This window comes from Polynucleobacter sp. AP-Elch-400A-B2 (assembly GCF_018688355.1).
Taxonomy (GTDB): Bacteria; Pseudomonadota; Gammaproteobacteria; order Burkholderiales; family Burkholderiaceae; genus Polynucleobacter.
On record NZ_CP061317.1, the window covers coordinates 313,049 to 332,532 of the forward strand.

The window sequence follows — 19,484 nt, forward strand, 5'->3', positions numbered from 1 at the left end:
TAGCTTTGACTTTTATATCTTGGGTCTAGATGGATTATTAGGGATAATTTTTGCTAGATAAGTACAAGAAATTATGTAGCCGTAGGGGTGATAACAAAGGAATATCAAAATTGAAGAATAACGGATTATCACCAGAAATACAAAATTCAATCCACGCTTTAATTTGGTTGTCTGGATCTGCTCTTGGGATTGCGGCATTGATTTTTGCGCGCAATTTACTAAGTCCAAATTTATGGTTTGATGAAAGCGGACAATTTTTACTCGCAATCGGACAGTTTCATTTCGCCCCGCAACAAAGCGAATATGGATCTCTACTGGATTCTTGGGGGCATAGTAAAAGTTTTAGCCTTGACCCAGGCGGCTTTACTGTTCTCTTGAGAGTGGCAATAGATATTTTCGGAACTCAACCATTAGTCTTGCGCGCCCTTCCATTTATCTTTGCATTGATTCCGGCAGCTCTATTAATTATCCTGGCTAAATCTCTTAAGTTATCTATAGGATTCAGCATATTTTCATTGCTAATTTTATTTTCGGATGACAACTACCTTTATTTTGCACATGAGGTTAGGCCGTACTCTATGGAGTGTTGCGGCGTAGCTGCGATACTGCTGGCTACTTGCTATCTGATTAAAAATTTTCAATTAAAAAATTTGCTAAGCTGGGCCCTCGTATGCGGACTATTTATGTCAAGTAGATATAGCGCATTAATTTATGTTGTTAGTTCCTGCTTTACGATAATTTCTGTTCAGTTTCTCCTTGAAAGAAAAATACATCTCAAAACAATTTTTGGGGTTACTTTGTTAGCGGCTCTAGCATTCGGTGAGTACTATTTTATGTTGCGCTATCAAACTACTGGAGGTACTCCTCCATCCTATGTCAATGAATTCATACTAAAGGGTAAAGATCTTGGCCAGACGTTGAGCTTATTGAAAACCAATTACCTTGGCCATGGAAAATTTCTTTCTGGACGTCAGGTCGTATTTAAAACTCTTTTTTTGTTATCCTCGCCTTTCTATCTTTATTGGATTAAGAGGCGTGGTAAATTTAATCGCATCACAGATTCAACGCTTTTATGTTTATTTATTTATGTGGTAGTTAGTGAACTACTGTGGATGATGCTTTCTCTTACCGGGAAGATGCCATGGAAATTTGGCACTCGATGGGCTCTTTCTGAAATTGTGCTGTGTTCGTTGAGTTTTTTAGGGGTTGCCTATATTTTTAAGTTTTTTTCTACGCATTATTTTCAGCGATTTTATAAATACACTCTCTTGTTGTTGGCAGTAGTTCTTTTAATATCTACAATATACGTCTCTCGCGGAGTGATTAAATATTCTCGCTTAGACTACGAAGGTGAAAACCTTATAAAAATCCTTCCATTAGCTAATCAAGCCTCCGCTGGCAAAGGAACCATAGTCATGGATCAATTTCTGTATCCAGATTATAGGTACCTAGTAGAGTTTTCTGGTGCGGGTATTGAGCCTTTGGCTGGGAAAGTTATGTTTGCTGATTTTGCTAATTTGAGTGCCTTGAAAGGCATTGAGAATAGTGCGGCCAGACCTGTTTTGTTCATCTCAGGTCAATGGGACTCAAATCGTCGAATGGAATTAATTCATTCGCTTAGCGGATCGAGATTAATTGATCGCTTTAGTAAAAATAATTTTATGTATGTTTTGCAAGTTGATTGACGGGGATGTAAATTGATAAATAAGTGCGTGAATTGTTCTATGGGGCGTCCAAATTTCAGTTAAATATTTGGATATTTAATATTGAATTTTTATCATATAGTTTGCGGATAATTTATATATGTGCACTACTTGTGATGATGGCGTATTTTTTCAAAGCTTTTGAATCCCGATAGAGTTTTTGATTTACTCCGCAATTTGTTCTTTTAGGAATCTATGTTAGTTTTAGCATTGTCATTTATATTTTCAACCTTAGCTGCTGTATTGATAGTTCGCTATAACTACCTACATATCAGTTATACGGCTGATTCTGACCTGCTTGGAATTCAAAAATTCCACAGTAGCCCCGTGCCAAGAATTGGTGGTGTTTGCGTTATTTTTGGGGTTTTTATAGCTTTAACAGTTCGCTATTTTCAGAATCGAGATGTAGGGGAGTTTGGGCTTTTGATGATTCTCGCCTCATTGCCGGCATTCCTATCGGGCTTTCTTGAGGATATAACAAAAAAAGTCGGCGTTAAGTTTCGATTGATTGCAACAATCCTATCCGCTATTTTTGCTGGACATCTGCTTGGGGGATGGCTTTCTTCAGTGCAGGTTTTGGGCATCGATAATCTCATGATTGCCTATCCTATCATGGCAATTTCAATAACTTGCTTTGCTGTAGCCGGCGTTTCAAATGCTTTCAATATTATTGATGGCTACAACGGGCTATCAAGCATGGCGGCCGTGTTAATTTTATGCGGAATTACATATGTTGCTTTTCAAGTTGGCGATCATTCCATTATGGTCTCAGCATTGGCAATGATTGGTGCTTTACTAGGTTTTTTAATATGGAACTACCCAAGGGGGTTAATTTTCTTGGGGGATGGCGGTGCGTATTTAGTGGGTTTTTGGATTGCTGAGTTATCTATTCTTTTGACCGCAAGACATTCAGAGGTAGCAAAATGGTTCCCTTTGCTGTTATGTATGTACCCAATTTTTGAGACACTATTCACTATTTATCGAAGGCTTATAATTAAAAAAGTTAGTGCGGGATTGCCTGACGCATCTCACCTCCATCAATTAATCTACAGGCGGGTTATTAATTGGTCAAATTTCTCCGATAAAGAATATCTTAGAGTTCAGCATAATTCTTTAGTGGCGCCTTATCTTTGGGCTTTGTGCTTATTTGCCGTTATTCCCGCGGTTTTATTTTGGCGCTATCATTTAATTCTAAAATTCTTTGCCATTATCTTTTCTCTGATTTATATTTGGCTTTATTGGTCAATAGTGCGTTTTCGGCTCCCAAAGTATTTTAAGATTTCTAGGTCTAATTATTGACGCGCCTAATTTTTAATCATTAATAGAGCCCATGTTTTCATTTCACAGATAATTCAGTGAATTTTATTGGATCTCACCCCAATCTATTGTCGGTGGTTGGTAATTCCGCATTGTTAAAAGTGGTGCACAGTAGCATACAGCACTTCAGAGCAATTAGGCGTGTTTACTTAGATAAGAGCAGATCTCATAGCAATGTAATCTGTTGATAATTCAAGCGTATTTTCCTTTTTAAATGCTGGGTAGGAGCTTAATAACTTAACCATTACTATTTAGCAATATAATCCTTATTTGAAGGCTAATAATTTTCTTTGTTAGCTTCTGTGCTGCTGATTTTGCTCTAGAGAATTGCTATTTCAATCTGATTATCAAATTGAACCTAAGAATGAACTAACTGGTATTAATTATGAAAATATGTATTATTGGCGCTGGATTTACTGGATTAGCAGCGGGACTGGAATTACTAGAGTATAAGCCTGCATTGCTTGAGTTGGAGGATGAGGTTGGCGGTCTGGCAGCAGGATTTAATACCTCAGGGCAGAAGTTAGAGCGCTTTTATCATCATTGGTTTACTAATGATGAATACATTATGGGGTTAGTTGAAAGCCTTTCTTTGACCAATGAATTGGATTTCCTCGAGAGTAAGACGGGTATGTACTTTAATCAGTCATTTTTTAAACTCTCAAGTCCTATTGATTTACTCAAGTTTAAGGCGCTTACCTTTATTTCACGCATACGATTAGGTGTCCTTGTGCTTTGGGCGCGAAGAGTAAAGGATTGGATGGCCCTTGAAAGTATTACTGCAAAGGAGTGGCTTACTCAAATTGCGGGCGAGCAGGTTTACAGAGTGGTTTGGGAGCCGTTGCTCAAGGGAAAGTTTGGCCCTTATGCTGAGAAAGTGTCAGCAGTTTGGTTTTGGAAAAAACTATGCCTACGTGGCGGTAGTCGCGGGAAGAATGGTAAGGAGCAATTGGTCTATTTCGAGGGCGGATTTATGCGCCTTGCTAATGAAATGGCATCCAAAATTACATCTAATGGTGGAACGATCACGACTGGGGTTAAGGTCGAAAAAATATTGATTGAGAATAATCAAGTAAAGGGCTTACAAACCAATAATGGAATTGTAGAGTGCGATAGAGTCATCGTAACTACAGCATTGCCTATCCTCGCCAAAATGGTTGAGGGGCAAGCTGATCAACAGTACATAAACTCTCTTTTGCAAATCAATTACATTGGTAATGTTTGTCTTATTATGGAGCTTGATAGAAGTCTTTCGAGCTACTATTGGTTGAATGTCAATGACCCTTCATTTCCATTTGTCGGGATCATAGAGCATACAAACCTGGTTAATAAAGCTTTATATGGCGATAGTCATATCGTATATCTTTCTAAATATTTACCAACTACTGACCATATCTACAAAATGGATGTTGAAGAGTTTTTAGATTATGCAACCCCATACATTCAAAAAATGTTTCCTAATTTTGAAAGATCTTGGATTAAAAAGGCTAATCTTTGGAAGGCAGAATATTCGCAACCTATTGTTGAAAAATTTTATTCATCCAAAATTCCCGAGATGGTAACCCCTATTGGAGGTCTTTATCTCTCTACAATGGCTCAAATTTATCCAGAGGATCGTGGTACTAACTATGCGGTTCAGTATGGACAAAAAGTAGCTCAATTGGTCAAGAATGATCTTTAATATATTTTTTAATAAGTTATTGGGCTCAACAAGGTCGATAGAGTAATAATATAATGATAAAAATTATTTCAATAATTATCCCAACGCATAATGAAGCGAAAAATATTGGCTTGCTCTATCCTGAGATTTGCCAAGTTTTTGAAAAAATAGAAGGCTTTGATTTTGAGTTGATTTTTGTTGATGATAGCTCTGACAATACGCCACAAATTATTCTCACCCTCATCGAATCTGATGAGCGAGTTAATCTAATTCGCTTAACCAGAAAATTTGGACAAGCTGTAGCTATAACAGCTGGTCTTGAGAAGGCGTCCGGTGTTGCTGCAATCATGATGGATGCTGATTTGCAGGACCCCCCGAAAGCTATTCCCCAGCTCATTAAAAAATGGGAAGAGGGAAATCATATTGTTTATGTCAAGCGAAAAAGTGAGGCTAGATCAGTTATTTATGAGCTGGGAGCAGCATTGTTCTATAAGCTTTTATATAGTATTTCCGATATCAAAATTCCAATAGGGGTTGGCGAGTTCAGATTAGTCGATCGGAAGGTACTTAATGTTATGAATTCATTTCGAGAAAAAACTCGGTTTTTAAGGGGGCTCACACTTTGGCCGGGATTTTCTACGGCCTCTATTGAAATTGAGCGTGGTACGCGTGTTGCGGGGGAGACAAACTACAACCTCATGCGTTCTTTCTGGGTGGCAATTGATGGTTTTGTTTCTTTTTCGATTGCCCCTTTAAGGGCGGCAATCAGCATTGGCTTGCTAATGTTCTTTTTGGCTCTTGTTGGAGTGATCTACGCCATAGTTCTGAGGTTAATGTCTGACTCCTGGGTTTCTGGTTGGACGCTGATGTTCGTAGCTTTGATGCTCATGGGCGGCACTCAACTGATTGTCATGGGAGTTCTTGGTGAGTATGTTGGGCGTATTTTTCTGGAGGTATTAGATAGGCCTTTATATGTAATTGACTACGAGGCCGGATCATTTAATAGTAAAAGTAATGAATAGATTTTTAAAACTCGCTCTAGGCTGGGGAGTTACGCTTTATTTTTTATATTTAACCCTGGGTAAATTAGACTTTCATCAGACGCTGCTTCAGTTGAATGAAGTAAATCTTAATTGGGTCATTTTTTCGATCATTACACTGATATTTGATTACGCGATCCGTATTTTTCGCTGGTGGCTCATGTTTAGATCGACGGACTTTAAACCTCCATTATGGTTGTGTGGGCGATATTTTCTTGTTGGAAATGCCTTAAATAATGTCCTTCCATTGCGTGCTGGTGATATTTATCGAATTATCCAATTTAGCGAAAAGTCTCGCATACCTTCTGGTACGGTTTTAGCTACTGTTGCGGTAGAGCGCGTCTATGACATTTGTTCATTGCTGGTCCTCTTGTTTCTTGGAATTAGCGGTGAGGCTGGAAAATCAATTTTTGCGAGTTTCCCTCTTGAGATTCAGCAGGCTGTCAAGATCTTAACGATAACTTGTTTGATTGGCGCCCTTGCCATGGTTTTTGCGCCCACCCCTATTAGGGGATTAATTGAACTTTTAAATAGATTTATTCCAATCCCCAAAAAATTATTCACATTTTTAATGGATAGTCTTTTGGCTATTCAGAATTTACTTTCGCTTTCCAGGGCTATTTATCTAGTGTTAATTAGCCTTTTTGCTTGGTTTTTAGAGGCGTTAGTTTACGGAGCGATACAGGCTTCACTAAGTTTGCATCTCCCTATCAATGCCATGCTTATTAGCAATACCTTTGCAACTATTTCTACCTTATTTCCAAGCTCTCCAGGCTATGTAGGTACCTTCCATTATTTTGCCGCACTTTCACTTGCTCCATTTGGGGTGTCGCCTCAAAGTGCCGCATCTTTTGCCTTGATTATGCATGCTATGTTATGGACAAGTATTTGCATATTTGGATTGGTTGCATATTTGGTTACATCTAAAGCACTTTCTAATTTAAGCAAAAGGTAGCCAGCCATGAAATACATTGTTACTGGTGGAGCAGGGTTCATTGGCTATCGCCTTATTTCTAACCTATTGGTAAGCGGCCATTCTGTCATTGCTATTGATAATCTTTGCCGAGGATCATTAAGCAACATTGCCGAGTTTTCTGGAGACCCCAATTTTTCTTTCCATCAGGTGAATTTAGATAATTACGACGAGTTAATTGACGCTCTTCCACCATTTGGTAATTTGTATATTGATGCTGTTTGGCACTTGGCTGCTAATTCAGATATTCCAGCGGGCGTCAAGGATGCAGCGGTAGATCTTCGAGATACATTTATGACTACATTTAACGTGTTGCGTTATATGCAGGCGGCCAAGATCCCAGAGCTTTTTTTTGCCTCCACTTCTGCTGTCTACGGTGATCATGGGGATAATGAATTAACCGAGCTCACATCCCCTCTGCGCCCCATCTCTAATTATGGTGCTATGAAGCTAGCATCAGAGGCTCAAATTTGTGCTGCATGCGAATCATTTCTACGGCGCGCTCTGATTTTTCGGTTCCCAAACGTAGTGGGCACTCCCGCAACTCACGGTGTTATATATGACTTTGTTAATAAATTAAAAATTAACCCTAATGAGCTCGATGTACTTGGGGATGGCTCTCAACAGAAGTCTTATCTTCATGTATCCGAGCTTGTTGATGCCATGCAATTTTTAGTTGAAAATACTAATAAGAAATATGATGTATTTAATATTGGACCAGATCAAGACAGCGGTGTTACCGTTAAATTTATTGCTCAAACAGTTTTAAACATTGCCTGTCCAAATGCAAAAATTAAATATGGCTTAGGTAGCAAGGGGTGGGTTGGGGATGTTCCTAGGTTTAATTATTCGATTGCAAAAATTAGAGATTTAGGATGGGCTCCAAAAATGAAATCTCAGCAAACTATCGAGCTGGCAGTGCGAGAAATTTTTGAAGAATTGAGTAGATGAAGCAAGCGGTCATTCTGGCTGGTGGAAAAGGTACGCGACTTCAAGAGAGATTGGGGGGTTTACCAAAGCCCTTAGTAGATGTTGCAGGCGTGCCATTGTTAGAGCGTCAGATTGGGGCCATACAAAAATATGGCTACACAAATTTATTGATTTTGGTGAATTATCAAGCTGAATTTATTGAGAGATTTTTCCAGCAGGAAAAATTTAAAAGCCTTAATATTTCAATTATTGATGATGGTGAACCCTTGGGAACTGCGGGCGCTACTCTCAAGATATTGAATCAACTCCAGGGGCAGGTGTTGATTGTTTATGGCGATACTATATTTGATATTGATTTATCGCGATTTGAGAGTTATCACCAAAGGGACCTCAATATAGCGGCAACCCTATTTCTACACCCCAATGACCATCCTGCTGATTCTGATTTGGTTCAACTGGATCAGTCTGGCTACATTACGCAGTTTCATGCCTATCCGCATCCTCCTGATGCACTGTTCCCCAATCTAGTTAATGCTGCCCTATATCTAATTAATACCTCGCATTTCAAGAGGTTTGAGACTTTTCAAGCTCCTTGTGACTTTGCAAAAAATCTTTTCCCGGCTATGCTTGCTGATGGAGAAAAGTTTTTAGGCTACTCTTCACCGGAGTACATTAAGGATGCTGGCACCCCTGAGCGCCTTGACCGAGTTATAGACGCGGTTAAGACGGGGTTGGTTGAGCGTTCTAATCTCATGCACACTCAAAGCGCAGTTTTTATTGATCGCGATGGCACATTAAACGAAGAAATTGGCGCTTATATTACAAGTCCAGATTTGCTAGATACTTACGATGGGATTGGTACTTCGTTAAAACGACTTAAGGATTCAGGGTGGCGTACCGTGCTTGTAACGAATCAACCCGTGATTGCTCGAGGCGATTGTTCGTTTGCTATGCTCGATGCGATTCATGCAAAACTAGAATCAGAAGTTGCTAAGTCAAAAGCTTTCTTTGACAAAATATATGTCTGCCCGCATCATCCTGATAAAGGATTTGAGGGTGAGATTGAATACCTTAAAGTCGAGTGTTTATGCAGAAAGCCGGCCCCCGGGATGTTTTTGATGGCTAAAAGCGAGTTAAATATTGACTTACGGTCTAGTTGGCATATTGGTGACAGCACTGCAGATTTAGGTGCCGCTATTAATGCAGGAGCTACCTCAATTACGGTTGAAACTGGCCACGGGGGGCTTGATGCAAAATACTCTTTTCAACCTCAATTTAGTGAGCCCACATTCTCTGATGCAGTTCATTTTATATTGACTACTTATCCTAGACTTGTTGAAAAACTTGACCCCCTCATTCAATTTGTACCTCAGTCAAATCACTGGTTTATTGGGGGTTTATCGCGAAGTGGAAAATCAACGGTAGCTAATACTATAAAACGTGAACTGAGAATTAGAGATATCCAATGCCACGTAATTTCTCTTGACCGATGGTTACTGGCTGAAAAAGACCGTGGAGCCGGTGTGTGGGAGCGATATGATTGGATGGGCATTCTAATGACCTTTAAAAAAATTAATGCTCTTGGTCCTGATCAAGTAATTACCCTCAATCTGCCAAATTATTCTAAAATTCATAAGCGTCCTTTAGTCTCGCCTGAATGTGTAAAAATTTCAGGAGGGGATGTGGTTCTGTGGGAGGGTGTTATAGCGAACAAAATCGCTAGTAAATTAGGTCTTGAGTTTTCCATATATATTGAGGTCGAGGAAGTTAAGCGACGTCAACGCATTATGAGAGAGTATTTAAGAAGAGGGCATTCGCCTGCTGAGATTGATCTGCTAGTATCTCAAAGGGAGGCTGACGAGCATAGTTGGGTGATAGCTCAAAAGAAGTATGTAAATAATATTATTGTTCTATGATTATTAGTCGAACACCATTAAGGATGAGTTTTGTTGGTGGTGGTAGTGATATGCCTGGCTACTACCGCCGGCATGGAGGCGCGGTACTCAGTACGGCAATCGATAAATACATTTATGTCACCATTAATAAGAAATTTGATGACGAGCTACGTCTTTCATACTCAAAGACAGAAAATGTTAAATCTACATCTGAAATCGAACACCAATTAGTGCGTGCCTGCTTGTCTCGCTATGGAATTGATGGCGGTTTAGAAATTTCAACCGTTGCGGATATTCCCTCCAAGGGTACTGGGTTGGGCTCATCCAGCTCTTTCACGGTTGCATTCTTGCATTGTCTCCATGCTTACCTGGGTCGTCATGTTTCAAATGAAATGCTTGGAGCGGAAGCATCTGATATTGAGATTAATGTGTGTGGAGAGCCGATCGGCAAGCAAGATCAGTATGCTGCAGCCTATGGTGGCTTTAATTTTTATGAATTTAATTCTGATGAATCAGTTAAGGTTAGCCCCCTCATAACAAGATCTGAAACTTTAAGTACGTTAAAAGACAATTTACTAATGTTTTATACGGGCATTACTCGGAGCGCATCAAATCTCTTACATAAACAAAACGAGGAAATTATTTCCAGCAAACGAAAGCAGGATGCTCTTAAGTCTATGGTTTCATTGGCCTACATCCTTAGGGATGAGCTGCAAAACAATAATACGCATGTTTTTGGAGAGATTCTTCACGAGAACTGGCTATTAAAAAAATCATTAGTTACGGAAATATCAAATAGCAATATTGATGATTGGTATCAAAGGGCTATTGATGCGGGAGCGGTTGGAGGCAAGATTCTAGGCGCTGGGGCTGGAGGATTTCTTATTTTTTATGCGGAAAAAGAAAGGCATCCCGAAATTATTCGACAATTAAATGATCTTAGGTGCATTAACTTTAATTTCGAAAAAAATGGTAGTCAAATTATTTTTTATAATCCAACCAATTAACAATTAAATATGACAACAACAAGAATCTCGCCATCTGAATGGTATTTTGAAAAATTAGGTCGATTGCTTGCCGAGGTCAATAGGATGGAGTTTGACCATGGTGTTGAGGTAGTTCAGGCTGCATGGGAGCGAGGTGCTCAAGTTATCACCCTGGGAAATGGTGGCAGTTCAATGACTGCGCTTCATTACATAACCGATTGGAATAAAAGCATCTTCTTGAGCACTGGGAGGCCTTTTTATGGTCGGACGCTTGTAGATAATATGGGTTTATTGATGGCCTATGGAAACGACATCTCATTTGAAGATATTTTTGTAGAGCAACTCAAAAATATAATGAAGCCAGGGGATTTGGTGATTGCAATTTCCGGCAGTGGTAATTCGGAGAATGTCCTGCGTGCAGTTGATTATGCCAATAGGAACGGTGGCGAAACTTTAGGTTTATGCGGGTATGCGGGTGGAAAACTTAAAGAGATGGCCCAGCATAAAATCTGGATTAATAAAAATGATATGCAACTTTGTGAGGATTTTCATGCTATTTTTGGGCATATAGTGATGCAAAAGCTTTGCTCATATCAGTAATGCTTGGTTATTATTGGGGCATTATTTATCTCTCAAGGTACTAAGCTTAAAAACAAATACTCAAAGAAAATAATTAGATGTATTACACCTTGTAATAGGGTAGTTCTGCCAATAGCCAGTGTGAGCGCCCCAATAAAGAAGCTGAGATACATCAGCGTCATATTAAGTGAGCTAATACCTAGGCTTAGTGGCAGATTAAAGAAGATGGCAATGGCAGCTACCGTCGGAATGGTTAGTCCAATACTAGCCAAAGCTGAGCCCAGTGCTAAGTTCAAGCTGCTTTGCAATCGATTAGCTCTCGCCGCCCTCACTGCTGCATAGCCCTCAGGTAAGAGCACCAACATAGCAATCGCTATACCAACCACCATTTTTGGGGCTCCAGCAGCTTTTACTCCCGCTTCGATAGCTGGGCTTAGTGCTTCAGCTAAACCAACTACTATTGCTAAAGAGGCTAGCAATAGAAGGGCGCTGATGGTAGTTTTGAGATTGCTCGGCTCCTCCGCATGAATCTCGCTATCTAATTTTTTATCAACGGCCTTAGGCAGGTAGTAGTCACGATGGCTCACTGTTTGGAAGAACAGGAAGGCGCCATACAAGGCAAATGAAGCAATGCCCGCAAAAGCAAGTTGACTCTTGGTGAAGTCTGGTCCTGGTGTACTGACTGTGACCATCGGCATAACCAAAATAAAGGTTGCCATCGCAGTAAGTACGCCCAATGCAGAATTAGTACCTTCATTACGGAAGGCCATTTCATGATGCTTGAGCCCCCCATAAAAATGCACAAGCCCACCACACCATTAATAACAATCATGACTGTCGCAAATACAGCATCACGAGCAATGAATTCAGAACCCTCATGCCCAGCTAGCATCATGGCAATAATGAGGGAAACCTCGATAATGGTGACACTAATTGATAGTACCAAAGTTCCGTAAGGTTCACCTGTTTTATGGGCGATTACCTCAGCATGATGGACGGCAGAAAGCACTGCTCCAATGAGGGTGATGCTCATCAAGATAATGAACCAGGTTTGGCTAAGAAGATTTGTCATGTGGGTTGATGCTTATAAACGATGTTGAGCTTGAATTTCAGGGTAAGCTTGCATATTAATATTGATAGTTTAAAAGGTTTGCATGAATACGAAGGCAATTGTTTTATTTGGTCATGGCGCTCGTGATGCACGATGGCGTGAGCCTTTTGATCGCTTAGCTTCCCTCTGGAGGGCTCAGCATCCCAATACTTTGGTGGAAGTAGCCTTTTTAGAGTTGATGGAGCCTAGCTTAGGGCAGGCAATTGCATCCCAGGTTGCTACTGGTGTTACGGAGGTAGTGGTTGTGCCGGTCTTTTTTGGTCAAGGCGGCCATTTGCGTAATGACTTTCCGGCATTGCTATCAGCCTGCCAGGAGAAATTCCCAGCAGTTAAATTAAGCGCTACGCCTGCCGTTGGCGAAGATGAGGCTGTCTTGCAAGCCATCATCGATTTTGGCGGTAGAGCTCTGTAACTCTGTTGGCTGCCGCTTTTCTCTTAAGGCTTCACCAACCATAATCAATGCTGGAGAAGTACTATCAAACCAATCATTTGACCTACTAATCGCCAGTTCGCCTAAGGTGCTAGACCAATGGCGCTCATTCTTAGTGCTGACCGCTTCCAGTATATGAACCGGGGTTTCGCTAGTATGTTGAGAGTTACCTTCAATTAATTGTTTGGCAATATTGCTAGCATCTTTGCGACCCATGTAATAAACCAAAGTATCAGCACTTGGATTTTTCAAAGGGACATTATGATTTTTCTCTATTTCACCTGCTATATTTTCTGTAGCCTCATTTGCTTGGGCCAAAGTCATAAAAGCTACACTTCTACTAATGCCTCGCAGGGTGAGTGATTGCTGAATAGCAGCAGCACCTGCTAAAGCGGCTGTAATACCGGGCACTACTTCCACTTCAATCTGACGATCTTTTAGGGCTTGGATTTCTTCATCAGCACGGCCAAACATCATGGGATCGCCACCTTTAAGGCGCACGACGATTTGATATTTATGAGCTGCGTCACCCAGCCGCTTATTGATAAAGCATTGCGCGGAAGATAGCTTTCCACAACGCTTACCAACAGGCTCTTTGATGGCTTGGGGGCAGAGTTCCAGCATAGCTGGATCTACCAAGGCATCATGAAACACAATATCTGCTTTAGCTAATAAATTAGCACCACGCACGGTAATGAGATCAGCTGCCCCTGGGCCTGCGCCAACTAAATATACTTTTCCGAGCTTGCTTTGATTACTCATGATCTGTCTATGCTATCTCTGGCTTTTGAGTGCTGCGTTGATCGCGCCAGCTGTTTTGCGTGGCTACTGAGAAGAGGTCAAACTGCTTAAGAGCGACATCAAGATTTTGATCGGGTCGCAATTCAAAAGCATCAAAGCCGACTCGAGTACCTTGCAAGAGTTGGTCAATCAAGACATCGCCAATCGCACGAACTTCACCCTGCCAATCAAAGCGACCTCGGAGTAGCGCTGCAGTACTAAAGCTTCTCCCATCTCTAAAAATAGGGAAGTGCGCACCAACCACTGGCCGGAGGCTTTTGCTTTCCTCAATGATGTCAGCATGCTTGAGGATGTCATCATCAGTAGCAAACCAAAACCCAATCTCACCTTTATTGGCACGTTTAATAATTTCAGAATTTTTATAGTGCGCAATCCACCAATAAAATGGCACCAATACCTTGTGGAATCCATGCTCTAAATCAGGGATGCCACCCTCATCACGCTCTCCATCCCAGACCTGCCATTCATTGGCAATGAGGGTTGGCTTGCCATCTTTTGGAAAAGAAATAATTTGCTTGTTCATAGTTTTTACAGGATTAGGCTTTCGCCCCTTTAGAGTACTTGCCATTGTTCTTGTAGGCTGCTTCTTTAAAGGGGTTCACACCTAGACGGCGGTAGGTCTCGATAAAGGGCTCATCTGCAGATCTTTGCTCTACGTAGGTATTGATGAGACTAGTCATTACATCGGGGATTTCATTGGCATAGAAAGAGGGCCCAATTACCTTGCCAATAGAGGCATCATTGCCTTGTTCTCCACCCAAAGTGATTTGATACCACTCTTCACCATCTTTATCCACGCCAAGCACACCAATATTGCCAACGTGATGATGGCCACAAGAATTAATACATCCAGAAATATTCAGACTAATATCACCTAAGTCAAACAGGTAGTCCAAATCATCAAAGCGCTCCTGAATCGCTTTAGCAATGGGGAGTGATTTGGCATTGGCTAGTGAACAGAAATCGCCACCAGGGCAAGCGATGATGTCAGTGAGTAATCCAATATTAGGAAGTGCCACATGCTGTTGCTTAGCGGCTTGCCAGAGCTCCAATAGTTTAGATTGCTCTACATCAGCTAGCACTAAGTTTTGTTCGTGGGTTACCCGTAATTCACCAAAGCTATATTGATCAGCTAAATCTGCAATAGCATTCATCTGTGCGCTAGTAGCATCACCCGGGGCAACTGTGCCGTGAGGCTTGAGCGATAGGATGACGCTGGCATAGCCTGGTACTTGATGGGGCTTGACGTTACGCTCCAGCCAACGAGCAAAAGCACCTCTCTCGGCCTCGGTAGCAGCTGCAAGAATGACTTCATCACTTAATGCATTCAACCGTTGATATGCAGGCTTAGTAAAGTGTTTAGCAACACGCTCCCACTCAGACTTTGTGAAATTATCTTTACTCTGTTTTACTTCATTGTGAAGATGCACCCATTCACCTTCAACTTGGCGTGCAAATTCTTCAGGACCTAACGCCTTTACTAATATCTTGATACGAGCTTTGTATAGATTGTCTCTTCTACCAAAGCGGTTGTACACGCGCAGTAATGCAGTTAAGTAACTTGGTAGAACTTGCCATGGTAAGCCTTGCTTAATTAAGGATCCCAGTATGGGTGTGCGACCCATACCACCACCAGCATAAATATCAGCAGTCAATTCTCCATTATTAATATTTGGATCTTTCTTGAGTTCAATACCAACGTCATGGCACAACAATACTGTGCGATCTTCTTTGGCGCCATTGATCGCAAACTTAAATTTGCGTGGTAGGTGTGCAAACTCTGGGTGTAATGTTGACCATTGGCGGAGTAACTCACAGATGGGCCTTGGGTCGATGTATTCATCTGCAGCAACACCTGCAAAAGCATCACTTGTAATGTTCCGAATACAGTTACCTGATGTTTGGATGGCATGCATCTCTACTTTGGCTAATTCAGCCAAGATGTCCGGTGTCTGTTCTAGCTCTACCCAGTTGAACTGAATATTTTGACGGGTTGTGAAGTGTCCGTAACCACGATCGTATTTATCAGCAATGAAGGCGAGCGTACGAAGCTGCTTGGCACTCAATAAGCCATAAGGAATGGCAACGCGCAGCATATACGCATGGCGCTGATGATAGAGACCATTCTGTAGACGGAGAGGGCGGAATTCTTCTTCGGCTAGGGTGCCGTTCAGGCGTCGTTCAACCTGGTCTCGGAATTGGATAACCCGTTGATCTACAAGGGTTTGGTCAATATGGTCATATTTGTACATAGCCCTGTATTGTCTGGGGCTATGAACATAACTACAAATACTTAAATATTGAATCTATATAACTAAAAGTATATATAGATTGGGATGGGTAAATCCTAGCTCATCAGGGCTAATTTACCCCATCTCGGAGCTTAAGATGGCTCAGTTGTATATAAAAAATAGATATCGGAGAACAAATGAAAAAATTACTTTTAGCTAGTAGCGTTGTTGCGATATTGGCTATCCCGGGATTGCTAATGGCGCAGACTAGTAAATCCCCCTTGCCGCCAGCATCAGGTCAGGGCTTTACGCAGGAAGGTCTCAAGCGTATTGATACTTTCTTTGCAGACCAGATTGCTAGCAATCAGATGCCGGGCGCTGTATTGGCAGTTTCCAAAAATGGTAAGTTGAGTATTTATAAGTCTTATGGCTATCTCGATAAAGATGATCAAAAACCTATGACAACCGATGCCATTTTTAATTTGGCATCGATGACTAAGGTGATGGCAACCGTAGGTGCCTTAACCTTTTATGAGGAAGGAAAGCTGCCCCTCAATGCACCAATCTCTGATTGGTTGCCCCAATTCAAGAATATGAAAGTCGGCCAGGTGGATGCAGATGGTAAGCTCACTACAAGTCCTGCAAAAAATCCAATCACCGTACAAGATTTGATGCGCCACACCAATGGCCTTACATATGGTGGTCGTGGTGCAACCCCAATTCACCAGTTCTACCCTGCAGGTTCGGCTCCCGCTGCAATCAATCTCTCGACTGAAGAATTCATCGATAAGTTGGCTGCGGCGCCATTGTTATATGAACCTGGCACTGTTTGGGACTATGGCTTCGGTCTAGATGTGCTCGGCATCATCGAGGAGAAAATTGCAGGTAAGTCTCTTGGCGGTGTTTTGCAAGAGCGTGTTTGGAGCAAAGTAGGCATGCCAAATACATCCTTTCAGTTAGCTGAAAAAGATCGCCCGCGTTTGGCCCAACCGTTGCCATTAGATCCCTTAACAGGGAAACCGCAAAAGGTTGATATTCATACCAAGCAAGTCAAGTTTGATTGTGGCGGTTCATGCGCTTACTCAACAGCAGGCGATTATTTGCGCTTTGGTCAAATGTTGCTCAATGGTGGCAGCATTGATGGTAAGCGTGTCTTAGGACCGCAAACTGTGGCATTCATGACGGCCAACCATTTAAATAAAGATATTAAAAATAATGTGAGCGGTACTGAGCCTGCCCGAGTTGGTTATGGCTTTGGCTTAGGAGTGGCCGTGAGAACAGAGCGAGGACTATCAGCTAACAACGGTAACGTTGGCGACTACTCCTGGAATGGCGCTTACGGCACCATCTTTTTTGTTGATCCAAAAGAACAAATGGTCGTTGTCATGATGGGTGTTGCGCCAGGCGAGATCCGTAAGGTGCATCGTGAGAAGCTCAATGCATTAATTTATGGAGCGCTTGAGAAGTAAGTTAATGCTAGTGATTGCTGATCACCAATAAAAAAAGCCCCTCAGTTGAACATCATGTCTAACTGAGGGGCTTTTGATTCGCTTAGTTTGTATTACGGCAATATTTTGGGATAAGCCACTTATTAAGCTAGGCTCAGATTCTCCTTGGATAGCGGGAAGTTGCGCACAGGTCTGCCGATTGCTGCAGAAATAGCATTTGCTACAGCAGGACCTACTACGCAAATGGTGGGCTCGCCAACGCCACCCCAAAAGTCATAGGTTGGAACTAGTACGGTTTCGATTCTAGGTGTGGAGCTCAATTTCAGCAGTGGATAGGTATCCAAGTTCTGTTGTTTGATGCGACCTTTTTCAACCGTAATTTCTGGAAGAAAGATCGCTCCAAGTGCCATTGCTACCGACCCTTCAATTTGCTCACGAGCTAAATACGGATTCGCAATGTGACCGGCATCTAATGCAAACACCAAACGATTGACCTTAACCACGTTGTTTTGAACCGTGACTTCAGCGACGCAAGCAGAGTAGCTGGCATACCCCATAAATTGCGCCACGCCACGATAGGTTCCCGCTGGCAATGGCTTATCCCACTCCGCCTTTTTGGCTACTGCATTTAAAACACCCAGATGCTTGGGATGGTTTTGCATTAATGCACGCCTAAATTGCACTGGATCTTTGCCTGCAGCCTGGGCACATTCATCCATAAAGCATTCCATGAACATACCATTTTGATTGGTATTTACGCCGCGCCAGGGACCGACTGGTATGTGCGTATTTTTCATGACATATTCAGTGAGCAGGCTTGGGAAGGTGTAGCCTAATTGGGCATCTGGACCTTTCTCATAAAAACCTTGTAACTGACGCTCATCTTTACCATTTTTAATATTTTGCGGCGCAGCTGTGGCATTAATGGATTGACCTGCAACCTTAATATGCATGCCGGTCAGATTGCCAGTGGCATCTAAGCCTGCAGTCATCTTTGCCATAGCAATGGGATGATAAAAATCATGAGTCATATCCTCTTCACGACTCCAAATCACCTTCACTGGAACTCCAGGAAACTTCTGTGCCACTTTTGCTGCGTAAGTCGTAAAGTCTTGAGTCGATCCACGGCGACCTAATCCACAGCCAGAATCTAGTTTGTAGACTTCACAATTGGCCAGCGGTAAACCAGTTGCCTCAGACAGGGCTGCATGAGAGCCTTCACCGTTTTGTGTAGGTACCCAAGCCTCCGCACGGTCACCAGAAATCTTGACTGTTGCATTCATGGGCTCCATCGTGACGTGGGCTCTAAATGGCGTGAAATAAATTGCCTCGACTTTCTTGGCGGAAGACTGAATGACTTCAGGGGCATCACCAACCTTACGTTGCCAGAAATCACCTTGTTCGTCTAATCCATCTCTGAGCATCTGATTAATGCCAGCTTGTGAGGTGTTGGCTCCTTTGCCTTCATCCCAAACAATCGGTAAAGCATTGAGTGCGGCATTAGCATGCCACCAGGTATCGGCTACTACTGCTAGAGTGCTGTCATCAATTTTGACAACACCCTTTACTCCTCGCAGATTGCTGATCTTGGCTTCGTCATAACTCACTAACTTACCCCCAAATACAGGGCAAGACTTAACTGATGCACAAAGCATTCCAGGGAGCTGTAAGTCGATACCATATACCTTGCTGCCGTTGACTTTATTGGCCGTGTCTAACCGGGCATAGGGCTGGCCGGCAACCTTCCAAGTTCGTGGATCTTTTAGGGTAATTGATTTTGGATCGGGTGGGGTGAGGGTGGATGCTAGCTCGGCAACGTTGCCGTAGGTAGTCTTGCGTCCTGTCGGAAGATGCGTAATGACACCTTTATCTACCTTTAATTCCGTAACGGGAACGTTCCACTGATTAGCGGCAGCTTGTACGAGCATGATGCGAGCTGCTGCTGCGCCTCGGCGCACATAATCTTCTGATATCCGGATACCACGACTACCGCCAGTACCATGCTCTCCCCACACGCGTTTACGAGCCAAACTCTGCCCCGGGGTTGCGGATTGTGTTTTTACTTTTCTCCAATTGCACTCCAGCTCCTCTGTCACCAGTTGAGCTAAGCCAGTGCGTGTGCCTTGTCCCATCTCAGAGCGAGCAACCCGAATGAACACAGTGTCATCGGGTTTAATGCTGACCCATGCATTTACCTCTGCATCACCAAATTGGGTAGGGGTATTGGGATCATAGCTAGCGCCAGCTTGCGCAAATGCCTCAGGTAGGACGCCTACGCCTAGCATTAAGCCTCCACCTACTAGGGTGCCTTTAATAATGAAGTCGCGACGTGAGATATTAACTAATGGAGTGTCTAATGTATTGAGTGTCATATCGATTT

16 protein-coding genes and 1 pseudogene are annotated in these 19,484 nt (G+C 42.3%); 11 read left to right on the forward strand and 6 right to left on the reverse strand.

From position 1 onward, the window contains the following. The first annotated feature begins 110 nt into the window (after positions 1 to 110). The 9 genes from FD977_RS01685 (at position 111) to FD977_RS01725 (ending at position 11,104) form a co-directional block, all read left to right on the forward strand. Entirely contained in the window at positions 111 to 1,685 is a 1,575-nt protein-coding gene (locus tag FD977_RS01685) for a hypothetical protein (protein WP_215305861.1), read from the forward strand. Between the two features lie 213 nt (positions 1,686 to 1,898). Next, positions 1,899 to 3,002 carry a glycosyltransferase gene (locus FD977_RS01690; protein ID WP_215305862.1) on the forward strand — a complete coding sequence of 368 codons (1,104 nt, stop codon included), beginning with the start codon at positions 1,899 to 1,901 and terminating at the stop codon, positions 3,000 to 3,002. A gap of 403 nt (positions 3,003 to 3,405) precedes the next feature. Beyond that, on the forward strand, positions 3,406 to 4,701 hold the full coding sequence (locus tag FD977_RS01695; protein WP_215305863.1) for an NAD(P)/FAD-dependent oxidoreductase: 1,296 nt from the start codon (positions 3,406 to 3,408) through the stop codon (positions 4,699 to 4,701). A gap of 53 nt (positions 4,702 to 4,754) precedes the next feature. Continuing rightward, complete coding sequence (locus tag FD977_RS01700) at positions 4,755 to 5,702, forward strand: glycosyltransferase family 2 protein (protein WP_215305864.1); 948 nt, start codon at positions 4,755 to 4,757, stop codon at positions 5,700 to 5,702. Continuing rightward, a complete protein-coding gene (locus FD977_RS01705; RefSeq protein ID WP_215305865.1) occupies positions 5,695 to 6,675 on the forward strand; it encodes a lysylphosphatidylglycerol synthase transmembrane domain-containing protein in 981 nt (326 codons plus the stop codon). Before FD977_RS01700 ends, FD977_RS01705 begins: the two co-directional genes overlap by 8 nt. A 6-nt stretch (positions 6,676 to 6,681) precedes the next feature. Then, positions 6,682 to 7,644: an NAD-dependent epimerase/dehydratase family protein gene (locus tag FD977_RS01710; protein ID WP_215305866.1), complete on the forward strand. Its 963-nt coding sequence runs from the start codon at positions 6,682 to 6,684 to the stop codon at positions 7,642 to 7,644. Continuing rightward, entirely contained in the window at positions 7,641 to 9,539 is a 1,899-nt protein-coding gene (locus FD977_RS01715; RefSeq protein WP_215305867.1) for an HAD-IIIA family hydrolase, read from the forward strand. Before FD977_RS01710 ends, FD977_RS01715 begins: the two co-directional genes overlap by 4 nt. Further along, positions 9,536 to 10,525 (forward strand): GHMP kinase, encoded by a 990-nt coding sequence (locus FD977_RS01720; RefSeq protein WP_215305868.1) that lies wholly within the window; start codon positions 9,536 to 9,538, stop codon positions 10,523 to 10,525. Before FD977_RS01715 ends, FD977_RS01720 begins: the two co-directional genes overlap by 4 nt. A 9-nt stretch (positions 10,526 to 10,534) precedes the next feature. Continuing rightward, positions 10,535 to 11,104 (forward strand): SIS domain-containing protein, encoded by a 570-nt coding sequence (locus FD977_RS01725; protein ID WP_215305869.1) that lies wholly within the window; start codon positions 10,535 to 10,537, stop codon positions 11,102 to 11,104. Positions 11,105 to 11,136: 32 nt separating this feature from the next. On the opposite strand, the gene FD977_RS01730 is transcribed toward FD977_RS01725, so the two are convergent. Together FD977_RS01730 and FD977_RS10880 are read right to left on the reverse strand one after the other, a co-directional pair. Then, complete coding sequence (locus tag FD977_RS01730; protein ID WP_251369511.1) at positions 11,137 to 11,853, reverse strand: calcium:proton antiporter; 717 nt, start codon at positions 11,851 to 11,853, stop codon at positions 11,137 to 11,139. A 56-nt stretch (positions 11,854 to 11,909) separates the two neighbouring features. Continuing rightward, positions 11,910 to 12,092 (reverse strand): annotated as a pseudogene (locus FD977_RS10880) (ionic transporter y4hA); the annotation flags it as partial. Positions 12,093 to 12,237: 145 nt separating this feature from the next. On the opposite strand from FD977_RS10880, the gene FD977_RS01735 reads away from it, so the two are divergent. Further along, complete coding sequence (locus FD977_RS01735) at positions 12,238 to 12,606, forward strand: sirohydrochlorin chelatase (RefSeq protein ID WP_215305871.1); 369 nt, start codon at positions 12,238 to 12,240, stop codon at positions 12,604 to 12,606. Here the strand turns inward: FD977_RS01735 and cobA are convergent. Genes cobA through FD977_RS01750 form a run of 3 tightly spaced genes read right to left on the reverse strand, consistent with a single transcriptional unit; the run spans position 12,529 to position 15,677 of the window. Next, positions 12,529 to 13,386: a uroporphyrinogen-III C-methyltransferase gene (gene cobA / locus FD977_RS01740; protein WP_215305872.1), complete on the reverse strand. Its 858-nt coding sequence runs from the start codon at positions 13,384 to 13,386 to the stop codon at positions 12,529 to 12,531. The genes FD977_RS01735 and cobA overlap by 78 nt on opposite strands. Before the next feature lie 7 nt (positions 13,387 to 13,393). Further along, complete coding sequence (locus tag FD977_RS01745) at positions 13,394 to 13,948, reverse strand: DUF934 domain-containing protein (RefSeq protein ID WP_215305873.1); 555 nt, start codon at positions 13,946 to 13,948, stop codon at positions 13,394 to 13,396. Positions 13,949 to 13,961: 13 nt separating this feature from the next. Beyond that, a complete protein-coding gene (locus FD977_RS01750) occupies positions 13,962 to 15,677 on the reverse strand; it encodes a nitrite/sulfite reductase (protein ID WP_215305874.1) in 1,716 nt (571 codons plus the stop codon). Between the two features lie 176 nt (positions 15,678 to 15,853). Between FD977_RS01750 and FD977_RS01755 the strand changes: the two genes are divergently transcribed. Further along, entirely contained in the window at positions 15,854 to 17,125 is a 1,272-nt protein-coding gene (locus tag FD977_RS01755; protein ID WP_215305875.1) for a serine hydrolase, read from the forward strand. A gap of 122 nt (positions 17,126 to 17,247) precedes the next feature. Here the strand turns inward: FD977_RS01755 and FD977_RS01760 are convergent, their stop codons facing one another. Beyond that, positions 17,248 to 19,476 carry a xanthine dehydrogenase family protein molybdopterin-binding subunit gene (locus tag FD977_RS01760; protein ID WP_215305876.1) on the reverse strand — a complete coding sequence of 743 codons (2,229 nt, stop codon included), beginning with the start codon at positions 19,474 to 19,476 and terminating at the stop codon, positions 17,248 to 17,250. Between the last annotated feature and the right edge of the window lie 8 nt (positions 19,477 to 19,484).

Excerpts from the sequence above, each read along its gene's own strand:
- FD977_RS01730 (WP_251369511.1), bottom strand. The coding sequence starts at position 11,853 with ATGGCCTTCCGTAATGAAGGTACTAATTCTGCATTGGGCGTACTTACT.
- FD977_RS01755 (WP_215305875.1), top strand. The coding sequence starts at position 15,854 with ATGAAAAAATTACTTTTAGCTAGTAGCGTTGTTGCGATATTGGCTATC.
- cobA (WP_215305872.1), bottom strand. The coding sequence starts at position 13,386 with ATGAGTAATCAAAGCAAGCTCGGAAAAGTATATTTAGTTGGCGCAGGC.
- FD977_RS01700 (WP_215305864.1), top strand. The coding sequence starts at position 4,755 with ATGATAAAAATTATTTCAATAATTATCCCAACGCATAATGAAGCGAAA.
- FD977_RS01735 (WP_215305871.1), top strand. The coding sequence starts at position 12,238 with ATGAATACGAAGGCAATTGTTTTATTTGGTCATGGCGCTCGTGATGCA.
- FD977_RS01690 (WP_215305862.1), top strand. The coding sequence starts at position 1,899 with ATGTTAGTTTTAGCATTGTCATTTATATTTTCAACCTTAGCTGCTGTA.
- FD977_RS01695 (WP_215305863.1), top strand. The coding sequence starts at position 3,406 with ATGAAAATATGTATTATTGGCGCTGGATTTACTGGATTAGCAGCGGGA.
- FD977_RS01710 (WP_215305866.1), top strand. The coding sequence starts at position 6,682 with ATGAAATACATTGTTACTGGTGGAGCAGGGTTCATTGGCTATCGCCTT.
- FD977_RS01715 (WP_215305867.1), top strand. The coding sequence starts at position 7,641 with ATGAAGCAAGCGGTCATTCTGGCTGGTGGAAAAGGTACGCGACTTCAA.
- FD977_RS01750 (WP_215305874.1), bottom strand. The coding sequence starts at position 15,677 with ATGTACAAATATGACCATATTGACCAAACCCTTGTAGATCAACGGGTT.
- FD977_RS01725 (WP_215305869.1), top strand. The coding sequence starts at position 10,535 with ATGACAACAACAAGAATCTCGCCATCTGAATGGTATTTTGAAAAATTA.
- FD977_RS01745 (WP_215305873.1), bottom strand. The coding sequence starts at position 13,948 with ATGAACAAGCAAATTATTTCTTTTCCAAAAGATGGCAAGCCAACCCTC.
- FD977_RS01720 (WP_215305868.1), top strand. The coding sequence starts at position 9,536 with ATGATTATTAGTCGAACACCATTAAGGATGAGTTTTGTTGGTGGTGGT.
- FD977_RS01760 (WP_215305876.1), bottom strand. The coding sequence starts at position 19,476 with ATGACACTCAATACATTAGACACTCCATTAGTTAATATCTCACGTCGC.
- FD977_RS01705 (WP_215305865.1), top strand. The coding sequence starts at position 5,695 with ATGAATAGATTTTTAAAACTCGCTCTAGGCTGGGGAGTTACGCTTTAT.